Consider the following 13,693-nt stretch of genomic DNA (forward strand, 5'->3'; position numbering starts at 1 on the left):
GATCACTCCTCTCCCCCGCACGGATCGTCCCGGAGGCCCCCCTCATGCGCTCGAACCTGCTCAATGACCTGACCGCGGAGCACTACCGCAGCTCCGTGACCGAAGGAGTAGAGCGGGTGGCGGCCAAACTCGCCACCACCGACCGACCGTTCACGGGTGTCACCGTCGACGCCCTCGCTCCGCTCATCGACGGCATCGACCTGGACCGCCCGCTGCACGACACCACCGCGGTCCTGGACGAACTGGAGGACGTCTACCTCCGGGACGCCGTCTACTTCCACCACCCCCGCTACCTCGCCCACCTCAACTGCCCGGTGGTCATCCCGGCGGTGCTCGGCGAGGCGGTGCTCTCCGCCGTCAACTCCTCCCTGGACACCTGGGACCAGTCGGCCGGCGGCACCCTCATCGAGCGGAAGCTGATCGACTGGACGACCGCCCGCATCGGCTTCGGCGAGGCCGCCGACGGCGTGTTCACCTCCGGCGGCACCCAGTCCAACCTCCAGGCGCTGCTGCTGGCCAGGGAGGAGGCGAAGACCGACAGCCTGGCCGGGCTGCGGATCTTCGCCTCCGAGGTCAGCCACTTCAGCGTGCAGAAGTCGGCGAAACTGCTCGGTCTCGGCCAGGACGCGGTGGTCGCGGTCCCCGTCGGCGCCGACAAGCGGATGCAGACCGTCGTCCTCGCCCGCGAACTGGAGCGCTGCAAGCGGGACGGCCTGGTGCCGATGGCGGTCGTCGCCACCGCCGGCACCACCGACTTCGGCTCCATCGACCCGCTGCCGGAGATCGCCGAGCTGTGCGCGCGGTACGGGGTGTGGATGCACGTCGACGCGGCCTACGGCTGCGGACTGCTCGCCTCGCTGCGGCACCGGGACCGGCTCGCCGGCATCGAGCGGGCCGACTCGGTCACCGTGGACTACCACAAGTCCTTCTTCCAGCCGGTGAGTTCGTCCGCCGTGCTGGTCAGGGACACGGCCACCCTGCGGCACGCCACCTACCACGCGGAGTACCTCAACCCGCGCCGGACGGTGCAGGAGCGCATCCCCAACCAGGTCGACAAGTCCCTGCAGACCACCCGCCGTTTCGACGCCCTCAAGCTGTGGATGACCCTGCGCACCATGGGCGCCGACGGCATCGGCGAACTCTTCGACGAGGTCTGCGAGCTGGCGGCCGAGGGCTGGAAGCTGCTCGTGGCCGACCCCCGCTACGACGTCGTCGTGGAGCCCGCCCTCTCCACGCTCGTCTTCCGTTACATCCCGGCCGCCGTCACCGACCCGGCCGAGATCGACCGCGCCAACCTGTATGCCCGCAAGGCCCTGTTCGCCTCCGGCGACGCCGTGGTCGCGGGCACCAAGGTCGGCGGCCGCCAGTACCTCAAGTTCACCCTGCTCAACCCCGAGACCACGACGGCCGACCTCACCGCCGTCCTCGATCTGATCGCCGGCCACGCCGAGCAGTACCTGGGAGAGTCCCTTGACCGCGCGTCCTGAGAACCCGACCACCGTCCATGACTTCGTGGGGATCGGGCTCGGGCCCTTCAATCTCGGCCTGGCCTGCCTCACCGAGCCGATCGCCGAACTGGACGGCGTCTTCCTGGACTCCAAGCCCGACTTCGAGTGGCACGCCGGCATGTTCCTGGACGGCGCCCACCTCCAGACCCCGTTCATGTCGGACCTGGTCACCCTGGCCGACCCCACCTCGCCGTACTCCTTCCTCAACTACCTGAAGGAGAAGGGGCGGCTGTACTCGTTCTACATCCGCGAGAACTTCTATCCGCTGCGGGTGGAGTACAACGACTACTGCCGCTGGGCCGCGAACAAGCTGACCAACGTCCGCTTCCACACCACGGTCACGGAGGTCCGGTACGAGGACGAGGTGTACGTCGTCGACACGGCCGCCGGCGAGACGTACCGCGCCCGCCGGCTGGTCCTCGGCACCGGCACCCCGCCGCACATCCCCGAGGCCTGCGAGGGCCTGGGCGGTGACCTCGTGCACAACTCGCGGTACCTCGGGCATCGCGAGGCGCTCCGGTCCAAGGAGTCGATCACGCTGGTCGGCAGCGGCCAGTCCGCCGCCGAGATCTATCACGACCTGCTGAGCGAGATCGACGTCCACGGCTACCGCCTGAACTGGGTGACCCGCTCCCCCCGCTTCTTCCCCCTCGAATACACCAAGCTCACGCTGGAGATGACCAGCCCCGAGTACATCGACTACTACCACGCCCTGCCCGAGGCGACCCGCTACCGGCTCACCGCCGAGCAGAAGGGCCTCTTCAAGGGCATCGACGGCGACCTGATCGACGAGATCTTCGACCTGCTCTACCAGAAGAGCCTCGGCGGCCCGGTCCCGACCAGACTGCTGACCAACTCCTCCCTGGAAGCGGCCGCTTACGACAACGGCACGTACACCCTGAAGCTGCGCCAGGAGGAGCAGGGCAAGGACTACGAGATCGAGACCCAGGGCCTGATCCTCGCCACCGGCTACAAGTACGCCGAGCCGGAGTTCCTGAGGCCCGTCCGGGACCGGCTGCGGTACGACACGCACGGAAACTTCGACGTGGCCCGCAACTACGCGATCGACGTCACCGGCCGGGGCGTCTTCCTGCAGAACGCCGGCGTCCACACCCACAGCATCACCAGCCCCGACCTGGGCATGGGCCCCTACCGGAACGCGTACATCATCCGCGAGCTGCTCGGCTCCGAGTACTACCCGGTGGAGAAGACGATCGCCTTCCAGGAGTTCGCAGTATGAGGACCATGACGACAACCTTCGCCTTCCGGCCCCTCGCCCCCCTCAAGGACGCCGAGCTGCTGCACCGCTGGGTCACCCACCCCAAGGCGGCCTACTGGATGATGCAGGACGCCCGGCTGGAGGACGTCGAGCGGGCGTACATGGAGATCGCGGCCGACGAGCACCACCACGCGCTCCTCGGCCTCGGCGAGGACGGCGAGCCGGCCTTTCTCATGGAGCACTACGACCCGGCCCACCGCGAGCTGGTCGGGCTGTACGAGCCCGAGCCCGGCGACGTCGGGATGCACTTCCTCACCCCCGCCACGGACACGCCCGTGCACGGGTTCACGAAGGCCGTCATCACCGCCGTCGTCGGCCGTCTCTTCGAGGACCCGGCGGCCCGCCGCATCGTCGTCGAGCCGGACGTGCGCAACACGGCCGTGCACGCGCTGAACGAGGCCGTCGGGTTCGTGCCCGTACGGGAGATCCAGAAGCCGGAGAAGAAGGCGTTGCTGAGCTACTGCACCCGGGAGCGGTTCGAGAAGGCGGTGGCCGCCGTATGACGCTCGCCGACGCCGTGGCCCACCTGTCCCCCGAGCGCTGGGAGAAGGCCAACCAGCTCCTGATACGCAAGGCGCTCGCCGAGTTCGCGCACGAGCGCCTGATCACCCCGGAGCAGGACGGGGAGTCGTATGTCGTGCGCAGCGACGACGGGCTCACCCGCTACCGCTTCACCGCCGTCCGCCGCGCCCTGGACCACTGGCAGGTGGACGCCGACTCCATCGCCCGTACCCGCGACGGTTCCGAACTCCCGCTCGCGGCCCTGGACTTCTTCATCGAGCTGAAGGACTCCCTGGGCCTGAGCGACGAGATCCTGCCGGTCTACCTGGAGGAGATCTCCTCCACCCTCTCCGGCACCTGCTACAAGCTCACCAAGCCCCAGGTCCCGGTCGGCGAGCTGGTCCACTCCGGCTTCCAGGCCATCGAGACCGGCATGACCGAGGGCCACCCCTGCTTCGTCGCCAACAACGGACGGCTCGGCTTCGGCGTCCACGAGTACCTGTCGTACGCCCCCGAGACCGCGAGCCCGGTCCGGCTGGTGTGGCTGGCGGCGCACAGGTCGCGGGCCGCGTTCACGGCGGGGGTGGGGATCGAGTACGAGTCCTTCGTGCGGGAGGAACTGGGTGAGGGGACCGTCGGGCGTTTCGACGGCGCCCTGCGCGACCGGGGACTGGACCCCGCCGACTACCTCCTCATCCCGGTCCACCCCTGGCAGTGGTGGAACAAGCTCACCGTCACCTTCGCCGCCGAGGTGGCGCGCGGGTATCTGGTCTGCCTGGGCGAGGGCGACGACGAGTACCTGGCCCAGCAGTCCATCCGGACCTTCTTCAACCGCTCCCACCCCGAGAAGCACTACGTCAAGACGGCTCTCTCGGTCCTCAACATGGGCTTCATGCGCGGGCTCTCGGCCGCCTACATGGAGGCCACCCCGGCCATCAACGACTGGCTGGCCCAGCTCATCGAGAACGACCCGGTGCTCAAGTCCACCGGCCTGTCGATCATCCGGGAGCGTGCGGCCGTCGGCTACCGGCACCTGGAGTACGAGAAGGCGACCGACCGCTACTCGCCGTACCGCAAGATGCTGGCCGCGCTGTGGCGGGAGAGCCCGGTGACGTCCCTCCGGGAGGGCGAGTCCCTGGCCACCATGGCCTCCCTGCTCCACGTGGACCACGAGGGGGCCTCCTTCGCGGCGGCCCTGGTCGAGCGGAGCGGGCTGGGCGCGAGGCAGTGGCTGCGGTCGTACCTGCGGGCCTACTTCACCCCGCTGCTGCACAGCTTCTACGCCTACGACCTGGTGTTCATGCCGCACGGCGAGAACGTCATCCTGGTGCTGAAGGACGGGGTGGTCCAGCGGGCGGTGTACAAGGACATCGCCGAGGAGATCGCGGTCATGGACCCGGACGCGGTGCTGCCGCCGGCGGTCGAGCGGCTGCGCGTCGACGTCCCGGAGGAGAAGAAACTCCTCTCCGTCTTCACGGACGTCTTCGACTGCTTCTTCCGCTTCCTCGCCGCGAACCTCGCGGCCGAGGGGGTCCTGGCCGAGGACGACTTCTGGCGGACGGTCGCCGAGGTCACCCGCGAGTACCAGGAGTCGGCGCCCGAACTCGCCGACAAGTTCGAGCGGTACGACCTGTTCGCGCCCGAGTTCGCGCTGTCCTGCCTCAACCGGCTCCAGCTGCGCAACAACAGGCAGATGGTGGACCTGGCGGATCCGTCGGGCGCCCTCCAGCTGGTCGGAACCCTGAGAAATCCCGTCGCGGGGTTCTGATCCGGGGCGGCGGGCTGCCCCCGAGTACGGTCCTCGGGGGCAGCCCGCCGGTCGTTTCCGCGGTGGAAGAATCCGCGCATGGTGGAAATCATCCAGAAAGAAGGCACTTGGGCCTTCGACGGCGACGCCCTGCGGCTGACCCCCGGCCGGGACAAGAACGTCGGTGTGCTGCGCAGAGCCCTGGGTGAACTGGTCGTCCCGCTGGGCGCGTTGGCGGGAATCTCGTTCGAGCAGGGCCGTAGGCAGGGGCGGCTGAGGCTGCGGCTGCGGGACGGCGCCGATCCGCTGCTGGACGCCACCGGGGGCCGCCTCGCCGCACCCGATGACCCCTGTCAGCTGACCGTCGAGTCGGATCGGTACGGGGTCGCCGAGTACTTCACGGACGAGGTGCGCGACGCTCTGCTGCAGCGGCGGGTGCCGGGCACGCCGGTGCGCGAGTACCTGCTGCCGGGGCCGCCGCTGCCGCTCTCGGTCTCCGCCGGGGACGGCACGGCGTCGTTCGACGGGGAGCGGGTGCGCCTGGAGTGGAACTGGAAGACGGAGGACGCCAAGGCCGCCGGGGGTCCCCGCACCATCGCCCTGGCGGACATCCTCGGCGTGGAGTGGCAGCCGTCCGCCGGGCTGGACCACGGCCATCTGCGGTTCCGGGTGGCCGGTGCGCCGGTCCGGGAGCGGGCCACGTACGACCCGAACGCGGTGGAGCTGTGGGGGTTCAGGCGGGATCCGCTGATGGCGCTGGTGGCGGCGGCCGTACAGGCACGGCTGCCGCATCCGTCGGCGGCCGCCCTACCGGAGGTGCCCCGGGAGCCGGAGGCGGCGGCCGAGGCCGATCACGACGCGTTGCTGCGCCGGCTGCGCGAGCTGGGTGAGCTGCACCGCGAGGGGGTGCTCACCGACGAGGAGTTCACGATGGCCAAACAGGCGGTCCTCAGACGCATGTGAGGACCGCCTGCGGGTGGTGGCCCGCGCCCTGCCTTCCGGGCGTACGGCCGTGCCCTGCCCGGCGGCGTGGCCCTACTTGGCCTTGCGGGCCACCGTGAAGTGGTCGATGCGGTCGCCGGTCTCGGCGATGCCGGACACCTTCAGCTTGGCGTACTGGCCGCGCGGGGCGGGCTCGACGTCCACGCGCAGGAAGGAGTAGTTGAGGTAGCGCACCCGGGACCAGGTGACGGTCTCGTTGACCTTGCCGTCCTTGGTGTTGACGAAGGAGGCGACGGAGTCGACCTCGTTCAGGTGGCCCTCGTAGGAGTCCGGGGCGGAGAACGCGTAGAGGCTGCGGCCGGCCGCGCCCGCGGTGACGTAGACGACACCCTCGGTCTCGGAGTAGGCCGTCTCGCCGATCGGGAGCTTCTTGACGACGGTGTTGCCCTTGATGACGTCGGTGCGCTCGTACTGGTGGTTGTGGCCGTTGATGACCAGGTCCACCGTGTACTTCTCGAACAGCGGCACCCACTCCTGTCGCACGCCCCCCTCCGAGGCGTGCGCGGTGGAGGTGCAGTAGGCGCAGTGGTGGAAGAACACGACGATGAAGTCGATGTCCTTCGAGGCGCGGAACTTCTTCAGCTGCGCCTCGAACCATGTGGTCTGCGTGCCGCCCGAGATGCCGAGGTTGGCCGGGATCTCGAAGGAGACGTCGTTCGGGTCGAGCGAGATGATCGCCGTGTTGCCGTGGACGAAGGAGTAGACGCCCGGCAGGTTCTTCTTGTCCGGCCCGTTGTCGGGCAGGGTGAAGCGGGCCTCCTCGCCGCCGTAGCCGTTGGGCGAGTACCAGGCCTCCATGTCGTGGTTGCCGTACGACACCATCCACGGGACGGACTTGGCGACCGACTCGGTCTGGGCCAGGAACTGGTCCCAGGTGCGGGAGTCGAAGACCGTGTCCGAGGTCTTGCCCTGGCCGGCCGGGTCGGCGTAGGCGATGTCGCCGGCGTGCAGGTGGAAGCTGGGGTTCTGGCCGAGGATCAGGCTGTCGTTGGCCAGGGCGTGGTAGCTGACGCCCTGGTCGCCGAAGGCCGTGAAGGTGAACGGCTGCTTGTGCGCGGGCGCGGTGGTGAAGGTGCCGATGGTGCCGGCGAACTGCGGCGAGGCCGGGTCGAAGCCGTCGTGGCCGACGCCGTAGAAGTAGGTGCGGCCGGGCTTGAGGTTGGCCAGCTTGGCGTGCACGTAGTACTGGGTGTGGTCGCCGCTGGCACCGATGCCGGCCGGGGTGTAGAGGGTGCGGATCTCGGCGTCGATCTTGACCGAGAGGTGCGAGGCGTGGGTGCCGATGCGGACGAAGGGCTTCTTGACCGCGACCGGGACCTGCCAGGAGATCGTCATCTCCGTGGCGGCGTCGTTGCCGAAGGCCAGGTGGCGGCCGAACGGGGCGACGAAGGCGCCGTCGACGTACTGGGTGGCGGGGGCGGAGGACTGGGTGGGGACGGCGGCCTGGGCGGTGCCGCCCATGACCAGCGAGCCGCCCGTGACGGCGCCGAGGGTGACGGCGCCGCCTCTGATCATGGAGCGCCGGGAGAACTTGGCGCGGAGGTACTCGTGCTGCTCGGCCATGCTCATGCGGTCGGCGAGCTCATCGGGTACGCCCATACGAGGAATGTCCATGGCGTCTGAAAATCGTCTCCACAAGCGACGTGGCGCAAGACACAGGATGGACAGCGTCCGAACAGAACCCCATAAGAGATTCAACAGGCTGCTGCCCGGAATCGGGCAGGATTCTTGCGAAACCGACGTCGGTACTCCAGGATCTACCGGGTGCACGACGAACTTGTTGATCACCTCACGCAGCGCCTCGCCCCTCAGCAGGGGCGAGGCGCTGCGGGTGATCCAGGATGTGCTCGCCTACTTCGACGAGACGGCCGGGGACTACGTCCGGCGCCGCCACCGCGAACTCCAGGCGGAAGGCCTGGTGAACACGGAGATCTTCGAACGGATCGAGGCGGATCTGAAGTACCGGGCGGTCGCCCCGCCGGAGCTCACCCTCCGGCAGCTGCGCCGCCTGGTCTACGGATGACTACGACTCAGGAATACGGAACACCCATATATGTGCGGAATTGTCGGATACATCGGTAGGCGCGACGTCGCCCCCCTCCTCCTCGAAGGCCTGCAGCGGCTGGAATACCGCGGTTACGACTCGGCGGGCATCGTCGTCTCGGCCCCGAAGACGGCCGGCCTCAAGATGGTGAAGGCCAAGGGCCGGGTCCGGGACCTGGAGGCCAAGGTGCCGGCGCGCTTCAAGGGCACCACCGGCATCGCCCACACCCGCTGGGCCACCCACGGCGCCCCCTCCGACGTGAACGCCCACCCGCACATGTCGGCGGACCAGAAGGTCGCCGTCGTCCACAACGGCATCATCGACAACGCCGCCGAGCTGCGCCGCAAGCTGGAGGCGGACGGCGTCGCGTTCCTCTCCGAGACCGACACCGAGGTCCTCACCCACCTCATCGCCCGCTCCCCGGCGGAGACCCTGGAGGAGAAGGTCCGCCAGGCGCTGCGCCTGATCGAGGGCACCTACGGCATCGCCGTCATGCACGCCGACTTCCCCGAGCGGATCGTGGTCGCCCGCAACGGCTCCCCGGTCGTCCTCGGCATCGGCGACAAGGAGATGTTCGTCGCCTCCGACATCGCGGCCCTGGTCACCCACACCCGCCAGATAGTGACCCTCGACGACGGCGAGATGGCCACCCTCAAGGCCGACGACTTCCGGACGTACACCACCGAGGGCACCCGGACGACGGCCGAGCCGACCACCGTGGAGTGGGAGGCCGAGTCGTACGACATGGGCGGCCACGACACCTACATGCACAAGGAGATCTTCGAGCAGCCCGACGCGGTCGACCGCGTGCTGCGCGGCCGCATCGACGACCGCTTCTCCACCGTGCACCTCGGCGGCCTCAACCTGGACGCGCGGGACGCGCGGGCCGTACGCCGGGTGAAGATCCTCGGCTGCGGCACGTCGTACCACGCGGGCATGATCGGCGCGCAGATGATCGAGGAGCTGGCCCGCATCCCCGCCGACGCCGAGCCCGCCTCCGAGTTCCGCTACCGCAACCCGGTGGTCGACCCGGACACCCTGTACATCGCCGTCTCCCAGTCCGGCGAGACGTACGACGTCCTCGCCGCCGTCCAGGAGCTGAAGCGCAAGGGCGCGCGGGTGCTCGGTGTGGTGAACGTGGTGGGCTCGGCGATCGCGCGGGAGGCGGACGGCGGGACGTACGTGCACGCCGGGCCCGAGGTCTGCGTGGTCTCGACGAAGTGCTTCACGAACACGACGGTCGCGTTCGCGTTGCTGGCGCTGCACCTCGGCCGCATCCGCGACCTCTCGGTCCGCGACGGCAAGCGGATCATCGCGGGGCTGCGCAGGCTGCCGGCCCAGATCTCGGAGATCCTCGCCCAGGAGGCGGAGATCGAGAAGATGGCCGCGGAGTACGCCGAGGCCCGCTCGATGCTCTTCATCGGCCGTGTTCGGGGCTACCCGGTGGCCCGCGAGGCCTCGCTGAAGCTCAAGGAGGTCTCCTACATCCACGCGGAGGCGTACCCGGCGTCCGAGCTGAAGCACGGCCCGCTGGCGTTGATCGAGCCGGCCCTCCCCACGGTGGCGATCGTCCCCGACGACGACCTCCTGGAGAAGAACCGCGCGGCCCTGGAGGAGATCAAGGCCCGCCACGGCAAGATCCTCGCGGTGGCCCACCAGCACCAGGAGAAGGCGGACCGTACGATCATCGTCCCCAAGAACGAGGACGAACTCGACCCGATCCTGATGGGCATCCCGCTCCAACTCCTCGCGTACCACACGGCGAAGGCCCTGGGCCGCGACATCGACAAGCCGAGGAACCTCGCCAAGTCGGTGACGGTGGAGTAGGGCCGTTGTGACTGTGCGGGCCGGTGGGGGCTGGTCGCGCAGTTCCCCGCGCCCCTAAAGGGCGCTCGCCCCTGGTTTTTTGGGGGCGCGGGGAACTGCGCGAGCAACCCCCACGCACCCGCACGGGCCGGACGGCCGAACGGACCCCCACGTGCGCCGAATGCCACGCGAGGGTCCGTTCATTGGATCGCCGGGGACGCCCAACTCCCCGGCGTCGGCTGCCGTATCAGCCGTGGGCCGTCACCCCCCGGCCGGCAGCCCGCCCCGGAAGCACCGTCGGCCAGTGCGCCAGCGCAGCGGTCGCGGCGTACCAGGCCACCGCACCCGCGGCCACCGCGACCCAGCCCCCGGCCTTGGCCAGTGACGAGCTGTCGGCGAAGTTCGCGACGGCGAGAACCAGCATCGCCAGGAACAGCAGGCCGTGCATGCCCTGTCCGAGCTGGTCGCCACCGGCGAGGGTCAACGACAGGGCCACGAGGGCGAAGAGGAGCAGGAAGAGCCCGGCGCCGTTGGCCGAGGACTGGCCACCGGACGACACGGCCCAGGTGAACCAGAGCGCGCCGAGGGCCACATAGCCCGTGCCGTTCGCGGCGTCACGGTCACGGAAGGCCAGCAGGCCGACGAGGAAGAGGGCGACTCCGCCCACGTAATGGGCGATTGACACGGCGTCAGAGGTGGTGACGTTGTCGATGACACCGGTGGTGCCGAGTCCGAACGCCAACAGGGTGATTCCCAGGGCGAGTCGACCGGCCACGGTGGTGGTTCCGCTTCCCGCAGAGACGTCGTTGTCCACGGCGGGCTCCCTTCATGCTTTGTGCAGTTGTGCGCGGTGACCGATATATGCCCTTCACAAGGGCACAAACACCTCTGCACGCCAGGAATTTCAGGCATCGCACAAAGAGCGCCGCACCGTTCCCATGGCACATCTCACCTGGGAGGACGCGGGGTTACGGAATGACAACGACAGGGCGCCTGGCCCGCTTGGCGAGTCTGCCCGCGACGGAGCCGAAGATCCGGCCGACGATCCCGTGGGTCGACCCCACGACGATCGCGTCCGCCTCGTACTCCCGCCCCACCTCTTCGAGTTCGTGGCAGATGTCACCGCCGCGCTCGACGAGGATCCAGGGCACCTCGGCCAGATACTCCGCGCAGGCGAGTTCGAGCCCGAGCACCTCGGTCCGGTGGTCCGGTACGTCGACGAACACCGGCGGCTCGCAGCCGGCCCACACGGTGGTCGGCAGCCGGTTGGCGACATGGACGATGATCAGCCCCGCGCGGGAGCGATGGGCCATCCCGATCGCATAGGCGAGGGCGCGCTCACTGGAGGTGGAGCCGTCGAAGCCGACGACCACCCCGTGCTTGAAGGCGGGATCGCAGGAAGGGCGTGACTCTTCCGCCGCCAGCGCATCGGCCGCCGTGGGGTCGGCGACCGGCCGCTTGCGGTCCGCTGGATCGAAGAATTCGTGACCGGCCATGGCTGTCTCGGCGTTGTGATCCTTTGTGGGAGGGACGACAGTGTGCGGCGGAGCTGTGTCCGGGAAACATCTTCCCAACCCCATACCCCCAAGGGTACGGCGGCACGCCTCCGCAGCCCAGATCCCGCGCACTCTCCGCAGGGGACCTTCCCCGGAGTCGGTTAGGGGTTCCAGGGAGCATGCACGAGCCGCGCCCGTAACGCAATGGTTGCTGCCCCGTACAGGCGGTTTGCACAGGATTCGGACAGCACCGAAAGCCCCACGCACGGTGACCGACCGCTCGAACACGCGTTGAGCCCGGTACGAGTGCGTCACGAGGAGCACAAGGGAGCACGACGAGCGTACGAGCACGACGAGCACGACGAGGGAGTACGACCATGTCCGGACCGCGCCCCACCGCCCCCGCCCCGCACCGGGCCCCCTGCCCGCGCCCCGCCCCCGACACCGCCGACGACGTGGTCCGCTGGGCCGCGTTCTCCTGCGTCCTCGTCCCCGTGGTGCTCCTCTGGTACGGCACCTCGGCGGCCGGTGCGGCCGGCACCACCCTCGGCCTCGCCGCCGTCACCGCCGCCTGCCGCTTCCTGCTGCGCCGCTCGGAGCACGCCGCGAAGCACCCGACGGCGCCCCGGGGAGGCGGACGTCACACCCGGAGCAGTACACCGGTCGACTGACCGGTTTCCGTGCACGCGAACGCTTCTTTTCAGCCAACTTCCCGGACCCGTGCAAGGGGGGTCCCAACCACCCCCCAACCCCCGTTCCACCTGCACAAAAAGGGTCTGCGGGACCCTCCGCACCCTACGCGGTTTGGCCACTGACACGAGGCGCACTTCCCTGCACGGCCCGTGAGTGCAACCCTTCGTGATCGAATGCTTCACGCCAAGTTGTCATGTCGACAATCGGCGGCGTGTCGAACTGGTCAACGCGAGGCCGCGGAAACCAGTAGATTCGATCTTGACGTTGTCTTACGGCGGGGGACTCGTGCAGGACCAAGGGGAAACGTGCAGGAGCGACACAACCGAGGAGCCGCGACCACCGAGGGGGGCTTAGCAGGATGAGCCACGACTCCACTGCCGCGCCGGAAGCCGCGGCCCGGAAACTCTCCGGGCGACGCCGCAAGGAGATCGTCGCGGTGCTGCTGTTCAGCGGCGGCCCCATCTTCGAGAGTTCCATACCGCTGTCGGTGTTCGGGATAGACCGCCAGGACGCCGGCGTACCGCGCTACCGACTACTGGTGTGCGGAGGCGAGGAAGGCCCGCTGCGGACCACAGGGGGCCTGGAACTCACCGCGCCGCATGGCCTGGAGGCGATCTCACGCGCCGGCACGGTCGTCGTACCGGCCTGGCGCTCGATCACCGCGCCGCCACCGGAAGAGGCCCTGGACGCGCTGCGCCGCGCCCATGAAGAGGGGGCGCGCATAGTAGGGCTGTGCACGGGCGCGTTCGTACTGGCCGCCGCAGGCCTGCTGGACGGCCGCCCGGCCACCACCCACTGGATGTACGCGCCGACGCTGGCCAAGCGCTACCCGTCGGTGCACGTCGACCCACGGGAACTCTTCGTGGACGACGGCGACGTCCTCACCTCGGCCGGTACGGCGGCCGGAATCGATCTCTGTCTCCACATCGTGCGGACGGACCACGGCAACGAGGCGGCCGGCGCGCTCGCCCGCCGCCTGGTGGTCCCGCCGCGCCGCTCGGGCGGTCAGGAGCGCTACCTCGATCGATCTTTACCAGAGGAGATCGGCGCCGACCCGCTCGCCGAGGTCGTCGCCTGGGCGCTGGAGCACCTCCACGAGCAGTTCGACGTCGAGACGCTGGCTGCGCGCGCGTACATGTCGCGACGCACCTTCGACCGCCGTTTCCGCTCGCTGACGGGGTCGGCCCCGCTCCAGTGGCTGATCACGCAACGGGTCCTCCAGGCACAGCGCCTCCTGGAGACGTCGGACTACTCGGTGGACGAGGTGGCGGGCCGCTGCGGCTTCCGCTCCCCCGTCGCCCTGCGCGGCCACTTCCGGCGCCAGCTGGGTTCGTCCCCGGCGGCGTACCGGGCGGCCTACCGGGCACGCCGCCCGCAGTCCGACCGCCCCGACACCCCGGAACCGGCCCCGCTGGCGGCGACGGGCCCGCTGGCGGTCCCGTACCCCGAGGGCGTACTCCCGATGCAGACCCGCAGGACGGCCACGGTAGGCCTCTCGGCCAGCCTCCCGGGCCCCCGCACCGGCAGCTGACCCACCGCCGGCCCACCCGACCACCTCGGGTGGGCCGGCCTCACCCCCTCGCCCACCCACCACCCGACTCGGCAGGACAAGGGGCG

The 13,693-nt window shown here is 69.5% G+C and carries 11 protein-coding genes and 1 pseudogene; 9 read left to right on the forward strand and 3 right to left on the reverse strand.

The features are described 5' to 3' along the window. Positions 1 to 44 precede the first annotated feature (44 nt). The 5 genes from desA to OHB00_RS19835 all read left to right on the forward strand — a co-directional run bounded on the left by desA (position 45) and on the right by OHB00_RS19835 (position 5,998). Positions 45 to 1,487 carry a lysine decarboxylase DesA gene (gene desA / locus OHB00_RS19815; RefSeq protein ID WP_406436225.1) on the forward strand — a complete coding sequence of 481 codons (1,443 nt, stop codon included), beginning with the start codon at positions 45 to 47 and terminating at the stop codon, positions 1,485 to 1,487. Next, the gene (locus OHB00_RS19820) at positions 1,471 to 2,748 is read left to right on the forward strand and encodes a lysine N(6)-hydroxylase/L-ornithine N(5)-oxygenase family protein (RefSeq protein ID WP_406436226.1); all 1,278 of its coding nucleotides are present in this window, start codon (positions 1,471 to 1,473) and stop codon (positions 2,746 to 2,748) included. The genes desA and OHB00_RS19820 overlap by 17 nt, the downstream gene beginning before the upstream one ends. After that, positions 2,745 to 3,290 carry a GNAT family N-acetyltransferase gene (locus tag OHB00_RS19825; protein WP_406436227.1) on the forward strand — a complete coding sequence of 182 codons (546 nt, stop codon included), beginning with the start codon at positions 2,745 to 2,747 and terminating at the stop codon, positions 3,288 to 3,290. The genes OHB00_RS19820 and OHB00_RS19825 overlap by 4 nt, the downstream gene beginning before the upstream one ends. After that, a complete protein-coding gene (locus OHB00_RS19830) occupies positions 3,287 to 5,056 on the forward strand; it encodes an IucA/IucC family protein (protein WP_406436228.1) in 1,770 nt (589 codons plus the stop codon). The genes OHB00_RS19825 and OHB00_RS19830 overlap by 4 nt, the downstream gene beginning before the upstream one ends. A 78-nt stretch (positions 5,057 to 5,134) precedes the next feature. After that, entirely contained in the window at positions 5,135 to 5,998 is an 864-nt protein-coding gene (locus tag OHB00_RS19835) for a DUF4429 domain-containing protein (RefSeq protein WP_406436229.1), read from the forward strand. Positions 5,999 to 6,070: 72 nt separating this feature from the next. On the opposite strand, the gene OHB00_RS19840 is transcribed toward OHB00_RS19835, so the two are convergent. Continuing rightward, the gene (locus OHB00_RS19840) at positions 6,071 to 7,636 is read right to left on the reverse strand and encodes a purple acid phosphatase family protein (protein WP_406436230.1); all 1,566 of its coding nucleotides are present in this window, start codon (positions 7,634 to 7,636) and stop codon (positions 6,071 to 6,073) included. Positions 7,637 to 7,801: 165 nt separating this feature from the next. Between OHB00_RS19840 and OHB00_RS19845 the strand changes: the two are divergent. Both OHB00_RS19845 and glmS read left to right on the forward strand, forming a co-directional pair. Then, positions 7,802 to 8,060, forward strand: a pseudogene (locus OHB00_RS19845) (hypothetical protein). A 30-nt stretch (positions 8,061 to 8,090) separates the two neighbouring features. Then, positions 8,091 to 9,908, forward strand: coding sequence for a glutamine--fructose-6-phosphate transaminase (isomerizing) (glmS, locus tag OHB00_RS19850; RefSeq protein ID WP_406436231.1), 1,818 nt, complete (start codon positions 8,091 to 8,093; stop codon positions 9,906 to 9,908). 226 nt (positions 9,909 to 10,134) lie between these two features. On the opposite strand, the gene OHB00_RS19855 is transcribed toward glmS, so the two are convergent. Together OHB00_RS19855 and OHB00_RS19860 are read right to left on the reverse strand one after the other, a co-directional pair. Beyond that, positions 10,135 to 10,701 (reverse strand): GPR1/FUN34/YaaH family transporter, encoded by a 567-nt coding sequence (locus OHB00_RS19855; protein WP_406436232.1) that lies wholly within the window; start codon positions 10,699 to 10,701, stop codon positions 10,135 to 10,137. 154 nt (positions 10,702 to 10,855) lie between these two features. Further along, positions 10,856 to 11,383, reverse strand: coding sequence for a universal stress protein (locus tag OHB00_RS19860; RefSeq protein ID WP_406436233.1), 528 nt, complete (start codon positions 11,381 to 11,383; stop codon positions 10,856 to 10,858). A 377-nt stretch (positions 11,384 to 11,760) separates the two neighbouring features. Here OHB00_RS19860 and OHB00_RS19865 point away from each other — a divergent pair, with 377 nt between their 5' ends. Further along, positions 11,761 to 12,054, forward strand: coding sequence for a hypothetical protein (locus OHB00_RS19865; protein WP_406436234.1), 294 nt, complete (start codon positions 11,761 to 11,763; stop codon positions 12,052 to 12,054). A gap of 380 nt (positions 12,055 to 12,434) precedes the next feature. Further along, positions 12,435 to 13,607: a helix-turn-helix domain-containing protein gene (locus OHB00_RS19870; RefSeq protein WP_406436235.1), complete on the forward strand. Its 1,173-nt coding sequence runs from the start codon at positions 12,435 to 12,437 to the stop codon at positions 13,605 to 13,607. The last annotated feature ends 86 nt before the right edge of the window (positions 13,608 to 13,693 follow it).

The organism is Streptomyces sp. NBC_00631 (genome assembly GCF_045206895.1).
GTDB lineage: Bacteria > Actinomycetota > Actinomycetes > Streptomycetales > Streptomycetaceae > Streptomyces.

Coding starts and splice junctions, on each gene's coding strand:
- desA (WP_406436225.1), top strand. CDS start 45: ATGCGCTCGAACCTGCTCAATGACCTGACCGCGGAGCACTACCGCAGC.
- OHB00_RS19825 (WP_406436227.1), top strand. CDS start 2,745: ATGAGGACCATGACGACAACCTTCGCCTTCCGGCCCCTCGCCCCCCTC.
- OHB00_RS19830 (WP_406436228.1), top strand. CDS start 3,287: ATGACGCTCGCCGACGCCGTGGCCCACCTGTCCCCCGAGCGCTGGGAG.
- OHB00_RS19835 (WP_406436229.1), top strand. CDS start 5,135: ATGGTGGAAATCATCCAGAAAGAAGGCACTTGGGCCTTCGACGGCGAC.
- OHB00_RS19840 (WP_406436230.1), bottom strand. CDS start 7,636: ATGGGCGTACCCGATGAGCTCGCCGACCGCATGAGCATGGCCGAGCAG.
- glmS (WP_406436231.1), top strand. CDS start 8,091: ATGTGCGGAATTGTCGGATACATCGGTAGGCGCGACGTCGCCCCCCTC.
- OHB00_RS19860 (WP_406436233.1), bottom strand. CDS start 11,383: ATGGCCGGTCACGAATTCTTCGATCCAGCGGACCGCAAGCGGCCGGTC.
- OHB00_RS19865 (WP_406436234.1), top strand. CDS start 11,761: ATGTCCGGACCGCGCCCCACCGCCCCCGCCCCGCACCGGGCCCCCTGC.
- OHB00_RS19870 (WP_406436235.1), top strand. CDS start 12,435: ATGAGCCACGACTCCACTGCCGCGCCGGAAGCCGCGGCCCGGAAACTC.